Here is an 18,780-nt window from a genome sequence, read left to right as displayed (position 1 = left end):
GAGCCACCGATGCTGGCTGAAGAATCTGCGATCTGCATCATTAAGTCAGAAACGCCTCAGTTGCCGAGGTCTTGATGTGCATCATGGCCGCTTGGTGTCCTGCTGCCGGGTCTGCGACGATCAACGCATCGCGCTCATGGCGCGTTCGATCTTCTCGCTCGGATACGGCGTTGTCCGCCGATCGGACCAGAACAGGTCCCAGTAGAAGCTGTTCATGGCCTGCGCCACGGGCGCGTACCGGCGGAGCATGGCGGCAACGGCCGGCGGAGCACCAGCAGCATCCGTGCCGTCCGCGCATGCGCGGATGTACTCATTGCGTTGTTCCAGTACGCCGTTCCGCGGCACCGGCACTCCGCAGATATTGGTGACGAGCCAGTTGGCCAGCCGCATCAGCGCGTAACCGACGTCGTGAGTCCGGTTGCGCTCCAGGAAGTCGATCTCCTGCTTGGACAGGTCGAACCGGGAGGAAGTCGCCAGCCCGAGATCGGCGATGTACAGGCGTTCGCCATCGGTGAGGATGTTGCCGAAGTGGCTGTCGAAGTGCATCAGCCCCTGGCCGTTCATGAAGGCCACGTCAGTCAGCAGGCACGACTCGACCATGGCGCTTGCCGCTATCGCAGCGTCCTGGCCGGCGGTTCGCTGAGCGGCGAGCCAGTCATTGAGGTTGTAGGGGATGAACTCCTGAAACAGCACGATGCTGGCCGAAGCCCGCGCGAGGGCGTGGAGACGGTCCCGTACCGCCGGTGATCCGTCCCAGTACTGCACGACCGCCTCGACATCGACGTGCTGAGGGCTGGGCGGCGGCGCTCCCGGCAGCACCCGCCAGTGATACAGCAGCGGAAAGGCCGCGCTGCGCCCGGCCAGGACCCAGTTGGTCGTCATGACGTGGGCCGCGAGCTCACGCCACGTACTGAAGCTCGGCCCGCCGATCCCGTACTGGCAAAACGGAGGCAGCCCGAACATGTTCGCGGTGGACATCACGTTGCCCGCGCGGCGTTCCAGGTCGGTCAGCGGAATTCGCTTAGCGAAGACCGGCACACCGTCGATGTCGAGTAGTACCGAGGTACCACCAATTCCCGTGCCCAGAACCTGCGCCTGCTCCAGCGCCTCGCACAGCTGCCGGTCGCTGTGCAACGCCAACGCGCTCGCGACATCGCTGTATCGGTGGACACGCTCACCATGAGCCATGTCCAACCGTGTGTTTTGCAGGTCCACTGGCAGGCACCCTCCGTGATCAACTTCGAGTGTTAGACGCTACACCCGCTGAGGATTGGCCTTTCCGGGTTCATACTGCGGCGATGACCTCATTGACGGCGGACGGGCGGCAGATTCATCGACGACGGTCTTGTCAGCGATGAAGGTCGCCAGCAGGTCCTGGACACGTTCAGTTCCGTCCGGCTCGGCTCGCGAAGGCCTGGAAGCCAGGCCATCGGCGGCTTGTCGGCGAGACCGGGTTCGCTCGTCAACGATGTCTGACGTGGCAGTGCTGGCCGTCCCATCGGCGACCTCGATAGGCCGCTCCAGCATGGCCCGCAGAACAAACCCGAACGAACCATGGAAATTCACCGAACACGCATACGAAGAGGATGACGACGGGTAGGCATCGGCTCTCCAGCGAGGCCCACTGGCGGGAGACGGGCCGGTCGCGAACGCCGCGGTGATGCCGGAAAACCCGTCGCGGCGCCGTTGTCCATCGCCCGACGAAGCCGTGGGCAGCTCTGCGGGCTGCTGCCGCCGGCAGGTGGTCGCCGATGCCCAGGACTCATCTACAGGGCCAGGACCGGCGCGCAAGGCGCGGTGTGCCCGGCCCAGTGCTCGCGGCTGAGTGTGGCGCCACCCGGCCGCACGTTCAGGCCGCGACCGAAGCCGCCGCGGCGTTCTCCTGTCCTGTGAGGCTCAAGAACTCGAATTGCTTCCAGTCCAGAGCCCTTCGTCCAGTGGGCGGATGAGTTCAGGGGCGCCGAAGGCTAGTCCAGGTCATTTGGGATGATGCTTCGTGATCTTGTCTACACTGTACGCCGTCACCCGGCGTCTGTTGTCTGTGCCCCGGCAGGCCCGCCGGATGATCGACGGGCCTACCCAGAGCCTGTGGTTCAGGTCGTGATGTCTCCGGTGTGGGTCGGCAGGGTGATCAGCCGGGCGGTCTGGGCGCCGGTCGCTGCGGTGTTGACGAGGGCGGCGGTGGATTCGGCGGCGGCGCGGGCCACCTCGGGGTAGACGCTGGTGTAGGTGTCGCGGGTGAAGGTGGAGGAGACGTGGCCGAGGGTCTCCTGCACGACCTTCAGATCGACTCCGGCGGCGAGCATGAGCGAGGCGGCGCCGTGGCGGAGGTCGTGCAGCCGCACCGGTGGCAGCCCCACCTGGAAGGCCAGTTGGTAGAAGTGGTCGCTGACCTGTTGTGGATGCAGTGGCCGGCCGATCTCGTCAGTGAAGACGAACCCACTGTCGGTCCATGCCTCTGCCGCCGCCAGCCGTTCGGTGGCTTGGCTCTTGCGGTGCGCGCGCAGGGCGGTGACGGTGTCGGCGTCCAGGGCGATGGTGCGGTCGCTGGCCTCGGTCTTCGGTCTGCCCTGCACCGGCTCCCAGCCCAACTGGGTGATCTGCCAATGCACCCCGGCCGTCCCGGCGGCCAGGTCGACGTCCTTCCAGCGCAGTCCGACCGCCTCGCCCCGGCGTAGCCCGCGCAGGGCGATCAACCGGTACAGCGCGAACAGGCGGTGGGTGGCCGCCCGGGCGAGGAAGGCAAAGGTGTGGGAGGGCGTCCACACCATCACCGGCGACGGCCGCTGCACGGACGCGTACACGTTGATCATGGTGGCGCGGCTGAGCCGGGCTCCGCGCCGCTGCTGCTCGATGTCGAGCCGGTCGTGTAGTTCGCGGTTCCAGGCGGTGACCCGTTCGTCGGTCCATACCAGCGCCTTGGGACGTTCCGCGTCGGGGAGTTCGACGACCGTGGCGGGGTTGAAGTCGATCAGCCGGTCCTGCTTGATCGCGATGTTGAGGGCGTGCCGGAGGGTGGCGCGGATGCGGTGCATGGTGGCCGGCCCGACCGGCCGCCGGTAGCGCACCCTGGCCCGCTGTTCCGGATCACCGCTGGCGCGGGCGGTGGTGATGACGTCGTTGAACTCCTCGATCGCATCGAACATCCCGTCCACATCGGACACCCGCAACCGGTCCAGCCGGATGTCGCCGAGGTAAGGGGTGAAGTACAGGCGGATGTGCGCCTCATACGAGCGGTGTGTAGTGGCGTCGATCTTCCGCTTGCGCCGCAGGAACTCTTGCATCCATTCGGCGACCGTGACGGTGGGATTGAGGTCCTGGCGGGTAGGGACCTTACGCCGCACCTCCCCCACCGGAGGCAGTGCCTTGGTGTCCTTGAGCGTGGACAGCAGCAGCTCGGTGATCTTCCGCTGGATGTGCGGGTCCTCATCCAGCGCCAGCAGCGCGCGGGCGTGCTCCAACTCGGCCTCGACCTCCTCCAGCGTGGCAAAGCCGCGCCGTCGCAGAGGGTTGCGCCGCCGCCCGTCGGCGTGCGCGGGCAACTCGAGTTGGTAGGCCCACCGGCCGTGAGTGCTGCTCCACCACTCCCCGCCACCCGGGCGGCGCAGCTTCGGGCATGCCTTGCCCAGTCTCTTGCCGGTCGCCACGTCCCGGCAGGAACACGTCTTGAAGGTGGTTCCGTTCATCGTCGCTGTCGCGCGCTTTCCCTCGTTCGCTGACCTCGCGTCGCCGCTTGCCCGACGTCGCCCTTCCTGCGGCACTCCCCCATCCCCGCTCCCCCGGCCGAACGCCGTCGGCGTTCGTCGTGTACCGGCCGTTCAGCGGCGGCAGCGGCGTACCCGGCCCATCACCGCACGGGTCGCCGTAGCGGCCCGAAGCATGGGGATTGCCGTGCCCCGGGCCGGAGCGCGGCCCCGGTCGGCCCGTAAGGCCCGTTATCGGGCCGCAGCGGGGACATTCGGGGCCACCGGCTGGCCCGGCACGGTCGGTATCGACGCCCACCTTCACCACCCATGTCAAGCGATATCCGCTGGCCACATGCCCCGCCCCACGCCCCGGCCGAGCCTGGGCCGCGCAGGGCTTGTCTGGCACGACGGATGTCAGCGAACGCCTCACGCAAAGGACCACGCCCTGACCACGTGACAGCGGTCTCCACCGTGTGCGGTGCCAGAATGGCGAATACTGTTGCTGAGCTGGGCGTTCGTAGGGCGGTCAGGCTGCTCGGCGGTACTCGCTGATAAGTCCCGTGACGGTCCTTCGGCGGTGGATCCGGGCGGTCATGTCGGTCACCTGGCTGGGGTCGTGCAATGGCGGGCGGAGCGAGCGGCCCTGATGCGGGCGATGATGGTTGAAATGGCGCTCGTACTCGGCCAGGACCGCACGCAGGTGCCGCTCACCATAGATGAGCAGGTGATCGAGGCAACTCACGGCGTAGCGTTCCCACGAACCGCTCCGCGAACGCGTTTGCCCGTGGCGACCGGACGGGCGTCTTGATGACCCGGACACCACTGGCGGTGAACACTTCATCGAAGAAGCGGGAGAACTTCCGGTCACGGTCCCGGATGAGAAATCTGAAGGCGTCGGCGCGTTCCCCCAGGTCCATCAGCAGATTCCGGGCCTGCTGGGTGGTCCATGCACCGGTCGGGTTGGAGGTGACGCCCAGCAAGTGCACGCGGCGTGTCTCGATCTCCATGACGAACAAGACGTACAGGCGCTTGAGGAATACAGTGTCGACGTGCATGAAGTCGCACGCCAAGATGCCGGAGGCTTGCGAGGTGAGGAACTGTCGCCAGTTCGCTGATGCCTGGCGTGGCGCTGGGCCCAGACCGGCCGCGGCCAGGATCCGGCGGATGGTGCCTTCCCCGATCCGATGGCCGAGGCCGAGTAGTTCACCCCGGATCCGCCGGTGCCCCCATCGGGGATTCTCGTCGGCCAGCCGGACAACCAGAGCACGCAGCTCATCCGGGATCGGCGGACGTCCGGCCGCGTTCGGGTAAGTCCAGCGTTGGCTGACCAGGCGGCGGTGCCAGGCCAACAAGGTACCCGGCGTCACGATCCGATGGAGCCGAAGCCGCGTGGGCAGCAGCCGAGACAGCGCGGCCAGCAGCGCCTTGTCGGCCCAGTTCGGTCGCGGCCCGGCGACCTGACGACGCAGGACGGAGACCTCATGACGCAGCACCAAGATCTCCACGTCCTTGGAGGCGTCGTCCCGCGTGAGAAGCGTCAGCCAGCCGGACAACCGGACCATCAGCAGATACAGGAGGCGTGGGAGCACGATTGCTGAGGATAGGAGGCCAGGTCAGATGCCATGGACGAGTTATGGCACCGCACAGGCACCTCTCTGTCGAACTTGACGTCAAGATGCCGACCAAGTTAGATCCTATTTCTCGTACTGATGAACGATTGGATGAAACGTGTCCTTACGATTAAGCCAGCGGCTCCTCGCCTGCGCCGCTGCCGTCGTGACTGCGGCCGCCATGCTCGTAGCGCAGGCCTCCGGTGCCACAGCCGCCGACTCCATGATTGACCTCGGAGTCGACAGCGACTACCTGTACGGCTCCGATGTTGTAGCCGGTAACGACAGGGTCTACGCATCGATCAACGACCGGATCGTCGCCGCGGACTCCAGTGGCGTCCTCACCGGGGCCATCACCGGCCTTGCAGATGCCGACGGCCTGGCCGTGACGCCCGACGGCACCCGCCTGTACGCAGCGCTGAGGCTCTCGAACGAAGTCGCCGAAATCGATACCGGCTCCTTCTCCATCACGCGGCGGTTCGATCTGGCCGCGTACCCTTGCCCGCGGCGCCTGGCCTGGTCCGGCGGCCGCCTGTACGTCGGCTACGGTTGTACATCGTGGAGTGCCGGTCTCCTCGGCCTCGACACGACGGCGGCACAGCCGGAGCCCGCTTCGATCATCCCGCGGCTGCACAGTTTTCCCGTACCCGCCGCCGCAGGATCGACGCTCGTCGTCAGCGCCGATAACGAGACCCTCGTCTACGACACCTCCGGCGCCGAGGTCACCCTTCGCGGCAAGCTCGGCGAACCCTCGTCCGTCTTGTCCAGCCAGGCTGACATCACCCTCACATCGGACGGCTCGACCGCGCTGACCTTGCAGGGCTCTTCCAACACGTACACCGCCTGGGACACGACCAGCCTAACCATCGTCCGCGGCTACGGCACGGGAGGCTCCGGACGTGCCATGGCGGTCAGCCCGGACGGCACTTCGGTCATGGGCGCCCAATACTTCAACGGCGTCAGCAGCGTCAACGTGTTCGACGCCGCGACGGGCGAGAACACCTTCACTTACGCGGACTCCGACGTGGAGGTGTTCGCGGGCGCCCTGACCAGCATCGGTAAGGTCGCCTTCGCCTTGGTGAAGGACGCCTCCGACCGTGTCCACCTGTGGCGGGTGCCAGATGTCGGCCTCCCGGCATCCACGCTCACGCTGACCGCCCCGTACACGGTGGACGCGGTCGCACCGCTCACGCTGACAGGCCAACTCACTCTGGCCGACGGATCGGCGCCCGGCGAGCAGCGGGTCACGGTAGCCCGCCGCCTGGAATCGCTGGACGGGAACGGCCCCCGCGAACCCGTCGCCGAGGTGACGACCGCTGCCGACGGGACCTTCACCCTCACCGACGCACTGCCAACCGCCGGCGACTTCAGATACGAGGCGGTCTGGGACGGCACTGCGGAGCACCGGTGGACCAGAGCGTACAGATACGTCACCGCGGCCAAGGTCAAATCCTCGATCAGCCTGGACGCTCCGAGCTCGGCGACCCTCTTCGAACCGCTGACCTTGACTGGCCAGCTCATCCTGGCGAACGGAAAGCCCCCAGGCGAGCAGCACCTCACAGTAACTCGTAACAGTCCGAACGGCACGCGCCTGACCCTGTCCACGGTGACCTCCGAGGACGGCGCCTTCACTGTCACCGACACCCCGCCGACCGCCGAAAGGCACACCTACCAAGTGTCCTGGTCCGGCAACGCCACCTACGAACTGAGCTATACAACGCGAAGCGTGCTGGTGGCCAAGGCCCCGACGGTCCTCACCCTCACCGGCCCCAAGTCGTCGGTCGTCGACCGGAGTCTCGAGTTCAGCGGGGCGCTGACCGGCCTCAACCTGGATTGGCCGCGCATTGCGATCATCCTGGAACGCACCCTCACCAACCGCAACGGCACCGTCACCACCAGGTTGGCAACCATACGGCCGGCCTCGCCCGACGGATCTTTCGCCTTCGCCGATACCCCCCAGGTGGGCGGTGACTACACCTATACCGTCCGGTGGACCGGAAACACCACGCACTTGCCCGCTCAGGCGAGCCACACGGTCACGGTGCACGGCCCCATCGACTAGCTCGTGATGGGGGTGTGCGGGCGACCGCACACCCCCATCAGCACCAGACCGGGGGTGTGGGGTGCGAGAACCCGGATGCGACCTCTGGCCTGCGGTTATCCGCCATGTCTATGCGGCCCGCCGGTACTGGTTGATCAGGCCGTCGAGTACCTGCCGGCGTTGCAGTCGGACCTGATCGAGATCGCTGGGTGGGGCCGAGGCACGTGGTGGTTGAGGCGGCCGACGGCCTCGTGAGCGATGAGGACGGTGCCGGCTGTAATGCCGTTCGTATGTCTGCAGAAATCGGCGAAGATGACCTTCACCATAGATCAGCAGGCGATCGGTGCATCCCCTTTGAAGGGGTGCCGACCCAACGCTCGGCTATCGCGTTGGCTCGCGGCGCACGAACGGGCGTCATGATGATGCGAGCACCGAGTGAGGTGAACACCTCGTCAAAGACTGCCAACCTTTACTTCTTCGATCGGCTTCGACGATCCGTCTGCCATGACAACCGGGGTTCCCGGTACAAAGCTATGGCCATGGGCGGATGGGTGCTCCCCGTTAAACCCGGTACGATTGCGCCTTCTCTGATGGCGAATCGGGCCACCATTCGCTCATGGCCGGACCGGTTCTCATTGATCGCCTTCTGCTGTTCCACGATCTCCGCCGCCTTGGCCCGATCACCGCGACCCAGCAGGACCAGGAGCTGAAAGACACGCCCGAGGATGAGGTAGAGCGAGGACCACAACACCGTCAGCAGGATGCCCGAGGCCTCATCATGCTCGAGCTACGAAACCCCACGTCAACCTCGGCAGCTGAGTTTCCGCACCCCACACGGAGCACCGTGATCTCGACGCCCATAGGCGCCTGACCACGACCGAGTAGCACAAGCCAGCCGAACACCCGAATCACGATTATATACAGCATACGAATAGCTTCGCCTGCTGGGATTACCTCACTTCCGCTCCCCTCTCGCGATCCACGCCTTCATAATGTCAGCGGCGAGCCAGTGGCCACTATCCTCGGCTTCGGAAAGGATCGACTTACCCTCGATAATCCGCAGCGGGTCGGCGCCTCTCGCAAGGAGGTAAGCGGTTATATCGGCACTCAAAGGCTCTCCAGTTTGAACATGACCGTCCCACTCGATATCAATCGCGTGCCTGAGTAGTGTCCAGCCGTTGTGACATCCCTGTTCATCTTCCACATCGTGCCCGGCGTCGAGCAGATCGCGCAGTCGGGGAAGGTCCTCGAATTCCACGGCGAGGTGGGCTGGCGAGTCTGTCACTTCTAACTCCTGCGGATGGATTCCATGTGGCGAACCACGTGGCGACACCTGCCTCTTCACAGTACTAAAGAAACGCAACTACTGCAAATTAGAGTGATTTGGCAAGCTCCTCGAGAATTAGCCACTCCGACTCGATATCCTTCCAGCCTGGGTCAAAGATTGGGCGCCGTCACGTATCTCTGCGACTCCGCCAAGGAGGTAGACGCCGGCCAGTTCACCGCTGATGCGCTGGTAGCCCCATGAGGGATTCTCCCGGGCCAGGCGCAACACTGCATCCCGGACGTCCGCGCGGGTAGTAGGTTCCTGCCGAGGTGCGTAGCCACATGCCCGGCTCTAGCTCGCCAGCATCGACCCGTTTGCGTAGTTCGGGAACCCAGAACGGATGATGGTCCGGACCGGACTTCCACCGGCAAGCGACGACGAGCTTATGAACAGCAAGATCCACCGCTATGTCACGGCTTCACCTCCTGCTCTGCTGGGCGCACGAAAAAGCCTCACTCTTACCCACGCCATCGGCCGCACAGGCGAGACCATGATCATTCGCTATCTAACAGCATTGGTCCTGGAACCGAAGATCATCACTCTGAATCGGCCAACAGAGTCTTTGAAGGTGGAGTTGAACGTCTCGGCCGCGGCGTTGTCAGCGCTGCTGCCGACCGCGCCCATCAGCTGCCGCACCCCCGGCCGCTCGCGCAGGCAGCGTGAGGATGAAAAGCATTCAAGGATGTCGCATTACTGCGGCATATCTCGAGACAACGGATAAGCGGCGTTGACGAGATCTTGCGCCCCTGGGTTCGCGACTTGCCATGTTGGATCCGCTCGCAGAATCAGGGCGATCGAAACCGGAAGGACGGGTTCAAGTAGTTGGTAGAATATAGTGTGACTGGAAGTTACATATTCATTCGCTGCGGTATCGATGAGTGACTTGAATTGAGCGAGGTTGATCTCGAAGTAGTCGTTTGCGACTGCCGTGAGTCCGGTCGGGAGCTTTAAGGTGCGCGCAATACTCTCTATGTAGCCAACATATAGTTGCCCAACTCTTCGGGCAGGGCTCCAAATTGTTTCGTCGGCGACTTCGAATATATAACTCACGGCTACCCCTTCTCGGCACCATGTAGCAATAGTTGCAGGCTTGCGGAGTCGGCTACACTGAATGACAGTATAGCCGACTCCCTGGCGAATCGCTATATCAAAGGCTTTTGCGCGGTCTTCCTACCCTCCCCAGTCAACATGGATATCCGTACTGGGATTCTTTATGCGAAGATCGGCAATAGCGTCCTCGATAGCCGTGCGCAGAGACGGGTCGAAGGGCGGCTCATCGAAACGGAACCCCATCGGCGCGTCCTCATAATCTTTGAGATGCTTACGCGCTTCCATGTATTTGTCGAATTTGCCATATATCTGCTTCTTTACCCATTTGTCGACATTTATGGCATATACTGCACTTTTCTCCTCCCAGAGAATGTCGTCTTTAATGTGATCGATATCGGTGATTTCTTTTCCTGTCGTAGGGTCTTTAACCTTTACCTCTCTTTGACCTTCGAGCCATTTCACCTTCTTGGCTTTGCCGAACAACTTCTTGATGGCCTTGCCCGCCCATCTGCCGATCTTGGAGACGGGTATGAATCCGGCAGCGGCCCAGCCACAGTCGCCTGCGTTTCCTTCAGCGCATCCGATCTCCTCCTCGAAGAGGGCGTTGAACCAGTTCTGGTAGCCGGTCTTGGCAGCCTCGTAGAGGGATGGGGTCTCGGTGAAGGTGGCCGTAAGCGGCGGTGCGTCATTCGGGCAGCCGAAGCCTGCGCACGAGCTATCCCGCTTCTCGAAGTTGGCCAGCATCCTCTCATGCCCTGTGCGGTTCTCGGCGTTGGCCTTGTCTATCTCGACTTGAGAGGTGGGGCAGGTGCTCTGGCAGTGGCCGGGGCGTGGCTCGTGTCCGTCAATTTCGATGTTGTTAATGGGGTTGCCGCCGGTGAAGGCGTAGCGGTTGGCGGTCCAGGGGTCGAGGCCGAGGGAGAGGTCGGCTAGGGCGCCGTTGTAGGTGTCGAGGTTGAGGAAGCGGTTGAGGCCGGGGTTGTAGTTGCGGAACCCCATGTCGTACATGCCGGTGGAGTTGTCCCAGCGCTTGGCGTTGAAGCGGTAGGGGTTGTACTCCTCCTTAGCGGTTGGGTCGACGGGGTCGGGTTTGTCGATGCCGGTGAAGAGTTTGTCGTCGTTCTTGCCGTAGGCGGTGTAGCCGTAGGTGGCCCGGGTGTCACCCGACTCCGAGGTGATCTGTTCGACGTCGGTGTGGGGGTTGTAACCGTAATAGGACGACTCTTCCGACCCGTCGGTGTTGACCTTGACCTGGGACAGCCGCTCGCCCCAGGGCGCGTATTGGAAGGACCTGACCAGTTTGCCGGCCACCTCTTCGTCCAGGACTTCGGCAGAGAGGCCGAGGTAGGAGTAGGTGGTGGTTTTGGCTGAGGCGGTGCCTTCCTTCTCGGTCTTGCTAGTAGTGCGGTCGAGCGGGTCGTAGGTGTAGCTGGTGACGGTGTTGGTGGTGCCGTCGGTGCCGAGTTTCTCGTGGCGGGTGACGTGGTCGAAGCCGTCGTAGGTGTACTTCTCCCAGGTCTTGCCGCCGCCCTGGATGGTGCGCAGCCGCCCGTACGGGTCGTAGGTGTACGTCGACGTTTGCCCGTTGGTGACCGAGGTCATCAGACGGTTGCGGTCGTAGGTGAAGGTGGTCTTCTTGCCGAGGACCTCTTCTTCCCAGACGTTGCTGTTGGCGTCGTGGGAGTAGGTCTCGGTCTCCGCCGCGCCCCCGCCGGTCGGGGTTTTGACGGTTTTGGTGATGCGGTCGCGGGGGTCGTAGGTGTAGGCGTAGTCGTGTTCGAGGTAGGCGCCGGGGTTGTCGGCGTTCTGGATCTTGGCGTGGTCGCTGGCGCGTTGCAGGTTGCCTTGGTAGCCGATGGTGTGCTCGGCCACGACCGTGGCGTTGGGCTTCTTCTCGATAGAGTGGCGGAGGACGCCTGAGAGGAAGTAGTCGTAGGTGACGGTGTTGCCGTTGGCCTTGGTCTCGGTGAAGCGTTCGCCGCGCTTGGTGTAGGTGTAGCGGGTGGTCTTCGGCGCGGGGTCGGTGGCCGACTTCTTGTTGACCACCTGGTCGACCAGGTCACGGACGTCGTAGCCGTAGGTGGCGACCGTCTTGTCGTGGGTGCGCTCGGTGACGGCGCTGTTTTCGTTATAGGCGTATGCGGTGGTGTTCTTCAGCGTGTCGTTGAGTGACTCCTTGATCGTGTCGATCTGGTTGAGGTTGGTGTAGGCGATGTCCCACAGGTCGATCTTCGCGGTCGGGGACTTGTCCTCAATCGTGGTGAGGTTGGCGTTGACGTCGTAGGTGTAGGTGAAGTCCTTCTTCTCGGCGTCGGTGTCGCCGCTGTTGTCGCGCACGAGCTTGACCGCGTCTGCGGCGACGGTGCCGTTGGCGTCGTCGGTGAGGGTGACGCTGTGGGTGGTGCCGGCGGTGAAGGTGTAGGAGCCGAGTTCGACCCAGGTGCCGGGGTTGTTGGTCTGGTCGAGCGTGACGGTCGCCTCGCCGTCCTTGTGCTTGACCTTGTACGTGGCGTTGGTGGCCGTCGCGCCGGACGGGTACCGGACCTGCACCTTGTAGGCGCCATCCGATGGGGTGGTCAGGTTCCAGGTGAAGGCGGACTGGCCGGTGCCCGCGGGAGCGGTGGCGTAGTCGTAGCCGACGAACCCGGTGGCCACCTCAGCCTGGGGACCGACGATGTTCGACGCCGAGCTGCCGCCGCCGGCGAGGGTCCAGGTGCCGGTGGTGGTGATCTGGCCGGTGTCGGAGTTGTCGGACAGGACGACGTCGAGGCCGAGGGGGACACCGTCATCGGAGTGGGTCTTGAGTTTGCCGTCGGGGTAGTACGACCAGTCCAAAGCCCGCTGCGATGAGCCGCCCGCGCTGGTGACGGTGCGGTTGGTCTGCAGGCCGAGCTGGTTGTAGTCGTAGGTGGTCTTGATGTCCCATGGGTCGGTGGTGGTCTTGGACCAGCCGTTGTCCCAGTAGGTCATCGTCGAGTTGTTGCGGACGCTCTGGCCGTGCGAGGGCGGGTGGGAGATCTTCTGCAGGCGGGAGACCGCGTCGTAGGTGTAGATGACCTTGTCGGGGGTGTTGTAGACCGGGTCGTCCTTGTCGTAGGGGTAGATCTCCTCGGCAGGGCGGTTGAGCTTGTCGTACGTGGTTTCGGCGATGAAGTCGTCGGGGTCGTCGGTGGTCTCGACACCGCGCGGGGTGATGACCTTGGTGCGGTTGCCGACCTGGTCGTATTCGAATTGGGTGATGACGTGCTTGAGGGCGTCGCCGGTGCCGGAGTGCGGGACCTTGGTCTCGGTGACGTCGCCGCGCTCGTTGTAACCGGTGATCGTCTTGTTGTTGTCCTGGTCGGTCTGGCTTACGACCTGGCCGTCCAGGTCGTACTCAGTGCCCGTTTCGAACCCGGCCGCGTCCTTGACGGTCTTGACGCGGTGGTTGCGGTCGTAGGTGTAGAACGCCGCGTAGTCGCCAGTGTCGGAGGTGGCGTTCTTGCGCGGGTCGATGACCTTGATGACGTTGCCGACGTCGTCGTACTCGTAGGTGAGCCTGTTCTGCCGACCGCCATTGGCGACGTCGGTGGCAGTGACGCCGATCAGCTGGTAGATGTCGTCGTATGTGTACGTGGTGGTGAACTCGGCCGGGTCCGCGCCGGGCAGGTTGCCCTTGGGCTCGGTCTGGGTTTCCAGATTGCCGGCCAGGTCCCACTTGAAGGTGGCCTTGCGTACCGGCCCCTCGTCGCTGTCCTTGGGCAGGAACGAGTCGGTCAGCTGGTCGGCATCATCGTAGACGGCGGTGGCGACGGCACCGTTGGGAGCGGTGGTCGTGGTGATGTTGTCGTTGGCGTCGTATTCCGGCGCCGGGGTGACGATGAACACCGGTGGAGAGGCGTCCTGGTCCTTGGGGACCTTGGACTCCAGCGGCCGTTTGAAGATGTCGTAGGTCTGGCTGGTGGTCTTGCCGAGTGCGTCGGTGACCGACCGCACGTTGCCGCGCACGTCGTATTGCGTGGTGGTGACGTGGTCGTAGGCGTCGGTGATCTTCTGGGGGTAGCCGGTCGGGTGGTAGTCGGTGAAGACGGTGGGGTTGCCGTTGGCGTCGGTCGCCGTGGTCAACTGGCCGAAGCCGTCGTAGGTGTAGACGGTGTCGTAGTCGTCGGGAACGCCGGTGGTTTTGACGCCGAGCGGGTCGGTGACCTTGACGAGGTTGCCGTGGGCGTCGTAGTCGAAGTCCCACGTGTGGCCCTGGGGTGAGGTCTTGGTGTCCAGGTCGGCGACATAGCCGCCCAGGTCCGAGAGGTAGTCCAGGGTCGTCGGCGGGGTGTCGTTCTTGTTGGCCTCGGCGTCGCGGATTTCCAGTGGGTAGCCGGTCAGCGGGTCGTATTTCCACGTCGTGACGGCGTCGGGTGTCGCCGTGTCGGGGCGGCCCTTCTCGATCAGTGTGGTGACGTTGTGGTCGGCGTCCCACACCAGATCGGTGATCTCGCCGTTGGCGTTGGTGATCTCGTCGGGGCGGCCGTAGGCGTCCAGCACGTACCGGGACTGGTGTTGCAGTGGGTCGGTGACGGTGGCGTGGATGACGCCGCCCTGCGGGCCGTCCGGGTCGACGTAGTCGAAGCCGGTCTTGCCGTCGAGCCGGTCGGTGAGGGTCTGGACCTTCCACAGATCCTGCGGGTCTTCGGTGGCGTCGTAGTAGTCCAGCTTGGTGTCGTGGCCCCGCGGGTCGATGACGTTGACGAGTTTGACGTTCTTGTTGCCCTGGGTGGCGTCGTATTGGAAGGCGAACGTTTTGGCTTCGTCGTCGCCTGCGCCGTCGATCATGCGGGCCATCAGGCCCTTGTCGGTGTAGGCGAACGTCACCTTGCGGCCGGCGATGTCGGTGATCGACTCGACGTTGTCGATGATGTGCGGGTTGGTCAGCTTGGTGTCGTCGACCGGCTGCCAGGTCTCGTCGTCGATGTAGGTGTAGTCCTGGCCCTTGCTGTAGTAGTCGAAGGTCAGGGTGCGGCGGCCGGTGGCGTCGGTGATGTACTGCAGGAACTTGGTGGGCTTGTTGTTGGACTTGCGGCGTTCGTAGGTGAACGACATGGTGTTGCCGTTCTTGTCCACGATCGCCGACTGGAAGCCCTCGTCGTCGAAGAAGAACTGGGTACGGTCGGGCTTGGTGAACACCCACTGGCGCAGCGGGTCCGGCGAGCCGGTCTTCTGCAGATACAGGTGCACGCCGCGCGGGTTCTTGTACGCGCAGTCGGCGGTGCAGGCAGGCGGGTCGCGCTGCCACACGTGCTCGGTGCCGTCGCCGTCGGTCAGCCGTACCTGCTCGGGCCACTTCTGTCCGGGTGGGTGGAGCTGCAGCTGTGAGCCGAGCTTGGACAGCGTGGAGGTTTGCAGGGACCAGCCGTAGCCGAGGGAGGCCGCCGAGGTGTCCAGGCTGTTGTACGTCATCCGGGCGAAGGTCTGCACGCCGCGGGAGGGGTTGGAGAAGGCGTTGTAGCTCCACACCATGTTGCCCGCGTACGGGTTGACCAGCGCGGTGCCGCCGGCGCCGGTGTTCTTGCCGGAGTAGGAGTAGAACTTCTCCAGCCCGAGCAGGTTGCTGGTCGGCGTGGTGAGGCGGATCTGCTGCGGGAGTTGCGGGATGTGGTGGCTGGCGGACTTCCATTCGTTGGTGGTGGTGTCTTGGGTGTCCCACACCAGCGAGACCGCGTCGGCGAGGTTGGGGCTGTTCAGCACGGGTGCCTTGACGGTGGCGTTCACCGTGACCGTGTCCTGGGGTGCAAGGTCATCGGGCAGCGGGGTGAGCAGTTGGGTGCCGCCGGTGACATCGGTGCCATCGGGCAGCTTCCAGAAGTAGCCCAGCGAGGTGGAGCCGGCCGGCCAGGTGTCGTCGGTGGTGTTGGTGACCGTGACGTCGATGGTGCGCTGCTCGCCGCTGACCATGTCGGCCGGGGTGGCCTGCGCCTGGTAGGTCAGCGCCGCGTCGTAGTAGCGGACCTCCAGCCAGGGCCGCACCTCCGGCTCGGCGACCTCGCTGGAGGTCAGCGAGATGCCCGTGCCGCTGGTCGGGCACGCTTGATTGCTCTCGCTTTCGGACTTCAGCAGCAGTCCGTGGTTGCTGGACGGATCGGCCACCCATTGCTTGACCAGGTCGCCGAACCCGTTCAGTTGGTGCCAGGTGGAGGAGTAGTAGGGGTCGTGAGGGGAGGCGATGATGCCTTCCCCGACCGAGTTCCCCGCGAAGTCCCCGCCCGCTGTGGTCCACGGCGCACCGGGCGCGGCGTTGGTCCACGAGGCGCTCGTCTCGTCGAAGGGCCGGGTCAGCGGATACAGCTCAAAGGCGGCTTCGTCACCGCGGTGGTCGACCTCGTACAGCCGTAAATAGGCCGACATGCTGGTGACCGTCGTCGGCAGGGCTGAGGTGTCGAACTTGAGCAGGCTGCGGGTGTTGCCGTAGGCGGCTCCGCCCCATCCGGCGACCAGGTTCGCCCGCTCGCCCACCTTGTCATGGCCCGTTCCGGGCCGGCAGGACGACAGTGTGGTGTCCGCGCTGGGCGGGATGGTGATGGACGAAACTCCGCCGTCGGGCAGCGGAACCGCGATCGGCCCCGAGAGCGAGCTCTGTCCGTCGTCGCGGATGGCCACCACCCGGTAGCTCACCCACTTGTCCATCGGGGCCGAGGTGTCGACGTAGCCGGTCGTGTTTCCGTCCAGCGGCGCCACCAGCGTCGCCGGCGACGGGGTGAAAGCCGCGTCCAGGCTGCGGTGCACCTGGTACTCGACCACCTCACCGGGCCCGTCGTACGCGCTCCAGGACAGCTCGGCTCCGGTGGCATGCACCACAAGCGGCCGGCTGAGCTGGACCGACGGCATGTCGTAGGTGAGCGTCAGCTTCGGCATCGGGTACTGCGGGAGTCCCAATGTCGCCTCGCCGGGCTTGTAGATCGGCCCGCCCGCCACGACCGACTCGTTGACAGCCTTGATCATCACGCCGTGGTTCGGCACCATCCCGGTGACCCAACCCTGGGCCAGGTCAGTGATCGTGTAGGTATGCCACACGTTGGCCTGCGCCGACTGGTACGTGGCGGTGCCCGCCACGACGCCCATCGCGGTGTTGATCGAGCTCCAGGTCACCGTGGACGGCTCCCATGCCTGGGTGACCGCCCGTGCCTCCAGCGGCACGGACGCCGCCGTACCGGCCAGCGCCTGGTCGTAGTACAGACCCAGCTCGGCGACGTCCAGCTGTGCGGTGGCCGGTACCAGCGAGGCCACCTCGGGGAACTTGATCAGACTGCGATAGGTGTCGCGGCCCGACACCCCCGCACCGAGCCGAAGGTCGTCATAGTTCGTCCTCGGCGAGCCGGAGATGATCATCGCGTCCTTGGACGTCGAGTAATCCGGCATCACCACCACGGTCGGGTCGATGATCACCGGCCACGCCCGCTCCGGGGCCGCCAGCCAGCTCGCGTCCGCGTTCACCGTGATCGTCACCTGATCGCCCTGCTGGCTGGCGGTCTGCGTGACCGCCGGCGAGTACCGCTTGCCGTACGGCGAGGCCGGATCGTCGGCGGCGTCCATCATGAACGGCTTGGGTATGGTGAACACCGCCGCCTTGCCCGACGGCGGCACGAACGCGATCGACCCGTCCGGGTTCGCCCTGGCCCGCAGCCCATCGGAGACGGTGACCGTGAAGGTGTAGGAGGCCGGGCCCTGCGGAGCGCGGGCCAGCACAATGCTCTCCTTCACCCCCGTCGCGTCCACCTCGTAGACCAGGTCGACGCCCTCGCCGAGGGCATTCGGGTAGGTGACCGTCGCGTCCTTCACCTTCGGCGTGACCTGCCGCGCCTCACCGGGCAGGCCGAGCGTCAGCCGCTGCCCTCCCAGTTCGACCCGCATCAGCTTGCCGGTCGTGTCACCGAAGCGGCTGGTAAACCCGTTGGTGTCGTTGCCGTGGACGAACCCGTCCTGCGACACCTCCTTGACCCCGGTGTCGATCGGCTGCCAATCGCCCCGGCCATCCCGGTAGTGCGTCGGCCGGGCAGACACCTCGGCCTGCAGCCGGCCGTCCTCCAGCTCGTACACGCTGGCGAAGCGGGAGCGCTGAGCTTTCAGTTCCTTGACCCGTTCGCCCGGCGGCGCCGGCTGCTTGCGCTGCACGGCCTGCCCGTCACGTCCAGGCAGGACGATCTTCTGGCCCGACGGGCGCATCTCGCCCTTCGGCTCCTCGGCGAACCAGCCCGCCACCTGCGCCGCCAGCATGCTCGTCTGGGTGGTCAGCCAGGTGGAGGCGCGGGCCAGGAATCCGGGCTCGGTCGGGCTGGTCTGTGCCGAGGCCGGCGGCGCCGACACCAACGAGGTCACCAGCGCCAGCGCGGTGACGATGATCAGGAATCGGCGTAACCGTGTGTGACGTCGAGGCCGTGGGCGATCGGCCGGTTTCGGTGGGACGGAGGGTAATTGCTGCACGGGCACACTCCACGTTCCAGCGATCCACAAAGCGAGTCGCGGATAAGGAGGATCTAAAGATCCTCGAAGGCAAAACACCCGCATCACGCCACAAACCGGCATATTCGGTCAAGAACCACGGAAGGTGACTTACCAAAATAATCGAACACACCATTGAATGAGGCGCGACAAGCCCGTGGGGCTGCAGTGATCCACCCGAGGATGAGGGCTCCAGCCGACCCCCAGGAGATGTTACGGAGAGTGATAGATCCAGGTCGCCGAAACCACGCCCCTACGCACCCGGCAGTCAACTCCCAGCGAACTCACAGCAAGTGGCAAAGCCCATCAACTCGCGCCTCAAGCGCCTTTGAGCTGCGGAAACAAACATTAGGCGGATCCGCGGCAACGAATCTCCGCCCAACACTATTGACCGCCGCCCTTCGTCCATGTCTTGATCGAAAAGGCTTACCGCCGCCCGTACTCGTAGCCCTGGGGAGGATCCATGACAGCGACCAGAACACGCTTACGGTGACCGACCGCCCGCACCAAGCCACCTCCGAGCAGCGGCGCACCCGCGGACAAGCGATCCGCATCGCCACCGTCCTGTCCGGCCTCCTCCAACTCGTCCTCGCCGCT

At 64.7% G+C, this 18,780-nt stretch carries 8 protein-coding genes; 2 read left to right on the top strand and 6 right to left on the bottom strand.

Going from position 1 to position 18,780, the window contains the following annotated elements:
* Window positions 1-120 precede the first annotated feature (120 nt).
* The 3 genes from ABD844_RS45245 to ABD844_RS45235 form a co-directional block, all read right to left on the bottom strand.
* Window positions 121-1,215: a protein kinase family protein gene (locus ABD844_RS45245; protein WP_344893473.1), complete on the bottom strand. Its 1,095-nt coding sequence runs from the start codon at window positions 1,213-1,215 to the stop codon at window positions 121-123.
* An 878-nt stretch (window positions 1,216-2,093) separates the two neighbouring features.
* Window positions 2,094-3,686 carry a site-specific integrase gene (locus tag ABD844_RS45240; RefSeq protein ID WP_344893471.1) on the bottom strand — a complete coding sequence of 531 codons (1,593 nt, stop codon included), beginning with the start codon at window positions 3,684-3,686 and terminating at the stop codon, window positions 2,094-2,096.
* Window positions 3,687-4,393: 707 nt separating this feature from the next.
* Window positions 4,394-5,275 (bottom strand): helix-turn-helix domain-containing protein, encoded by an 882-nt coding sequence (locus tag ABD844_RS45235; protein WP_344893468.1) that lies wholly within the window; start codon window positions 5,273-5,275, stop codon window positions 4,394-4,396.
* 139 nt (window positions 5,276-5,414) lie between these two features.
* On the opposite strand from ABD844_RS45235, the gene ABD844_RS45230 reads away from it, so the two are divergent.
* Window positions 5,415-7,358 carry a YncE family protein gene (locus ABD844_RS45230; RefSeq protein WP_344893466.1) on the top strand — a complete coding sequence of 648 codons (1,944 nt, stop codon included), beginning with the start codon at window positions 5,415-5,417 and terminating at the stop codon, window positions 7,356-7,358.
* A 934-nt stretch (window positions 7,359-8,292) separates the two neighbouring features.
* Here ABD844_RS45230 and ABD844_RS45225 read toward each other — a convergent pair.
* Complete coding sequence (locus tag ABD844_RS45225; RefSeq protein WP_344893463.1) at window positions 8,293-8,622, bottom strand: ankyrin repeat domain-containing protein; 330 nt, start codon at window positions 8,620-8,622, stop codon at window positions 8,293-8,295.
* 427 nt (window positions 8,623-9,049) lie between these two features.
* On the opposite strand from ABD844_RS45225, the gene ABD844_RS45220 reads away from it, so the two are divergent.
* Window positions 9,050-9,385, top strand: coding sequence for a hypothetical protein (locus ABD844_RS45220; protein WP_344893460.1), 336 nt, complete (start codon window positions 9,050-9,052; stop codon window positions 9,383-9,385).
* Here ABD844_RS45220 and ABD844_RS53475 read toward each other — a convergent pair.
* Window positions 9,355-9,714, bottom strand: coding sequence for a DUF6086 family protein (locus ABD844_RS53475; RefSeq protein WP_425568763.1), 360 nt, complete (start codon window positions 9,712-9,714; stop codon window positions 9,355-9,357). The genes ABD844_RS45220 and ABD844_RS53475 overlap by 31 nt on opposite strands.
* 120 nt (window positions 9,715-9,834) lie before the next feature.
* The gene (locus tag ABD844_RS45215) at window positions 9,835-18,060 is read right to left on the bottom strand and encodes a DNRLRE domain-containing protein (RefSeq protein ID WP_344893457.1); all 8,226 of its coding nucleotides are present in this window, start codon (window positions 18,058-18,060) and stop codon (window positions 9,835-9,837) included.
* Window positions 18,061-18,780 lie beyond the last annotated feature (720 nt).

It is taken from the genome of Nonomuraea antimicrobica (assembly GCF_039536965.1).
Lineage (GTDB): Bacteria > Actinomycetota > Actinomycetes > Streptosporangiales > Streptosporangiaceae > Nonomuraea > Nonomuraea antimicrobica.
The sequence above is the reverse complement of the archived record's forward strand: the minus strand, read 5'-3'. Positions and strand labels throughout refer to the sequence as shown.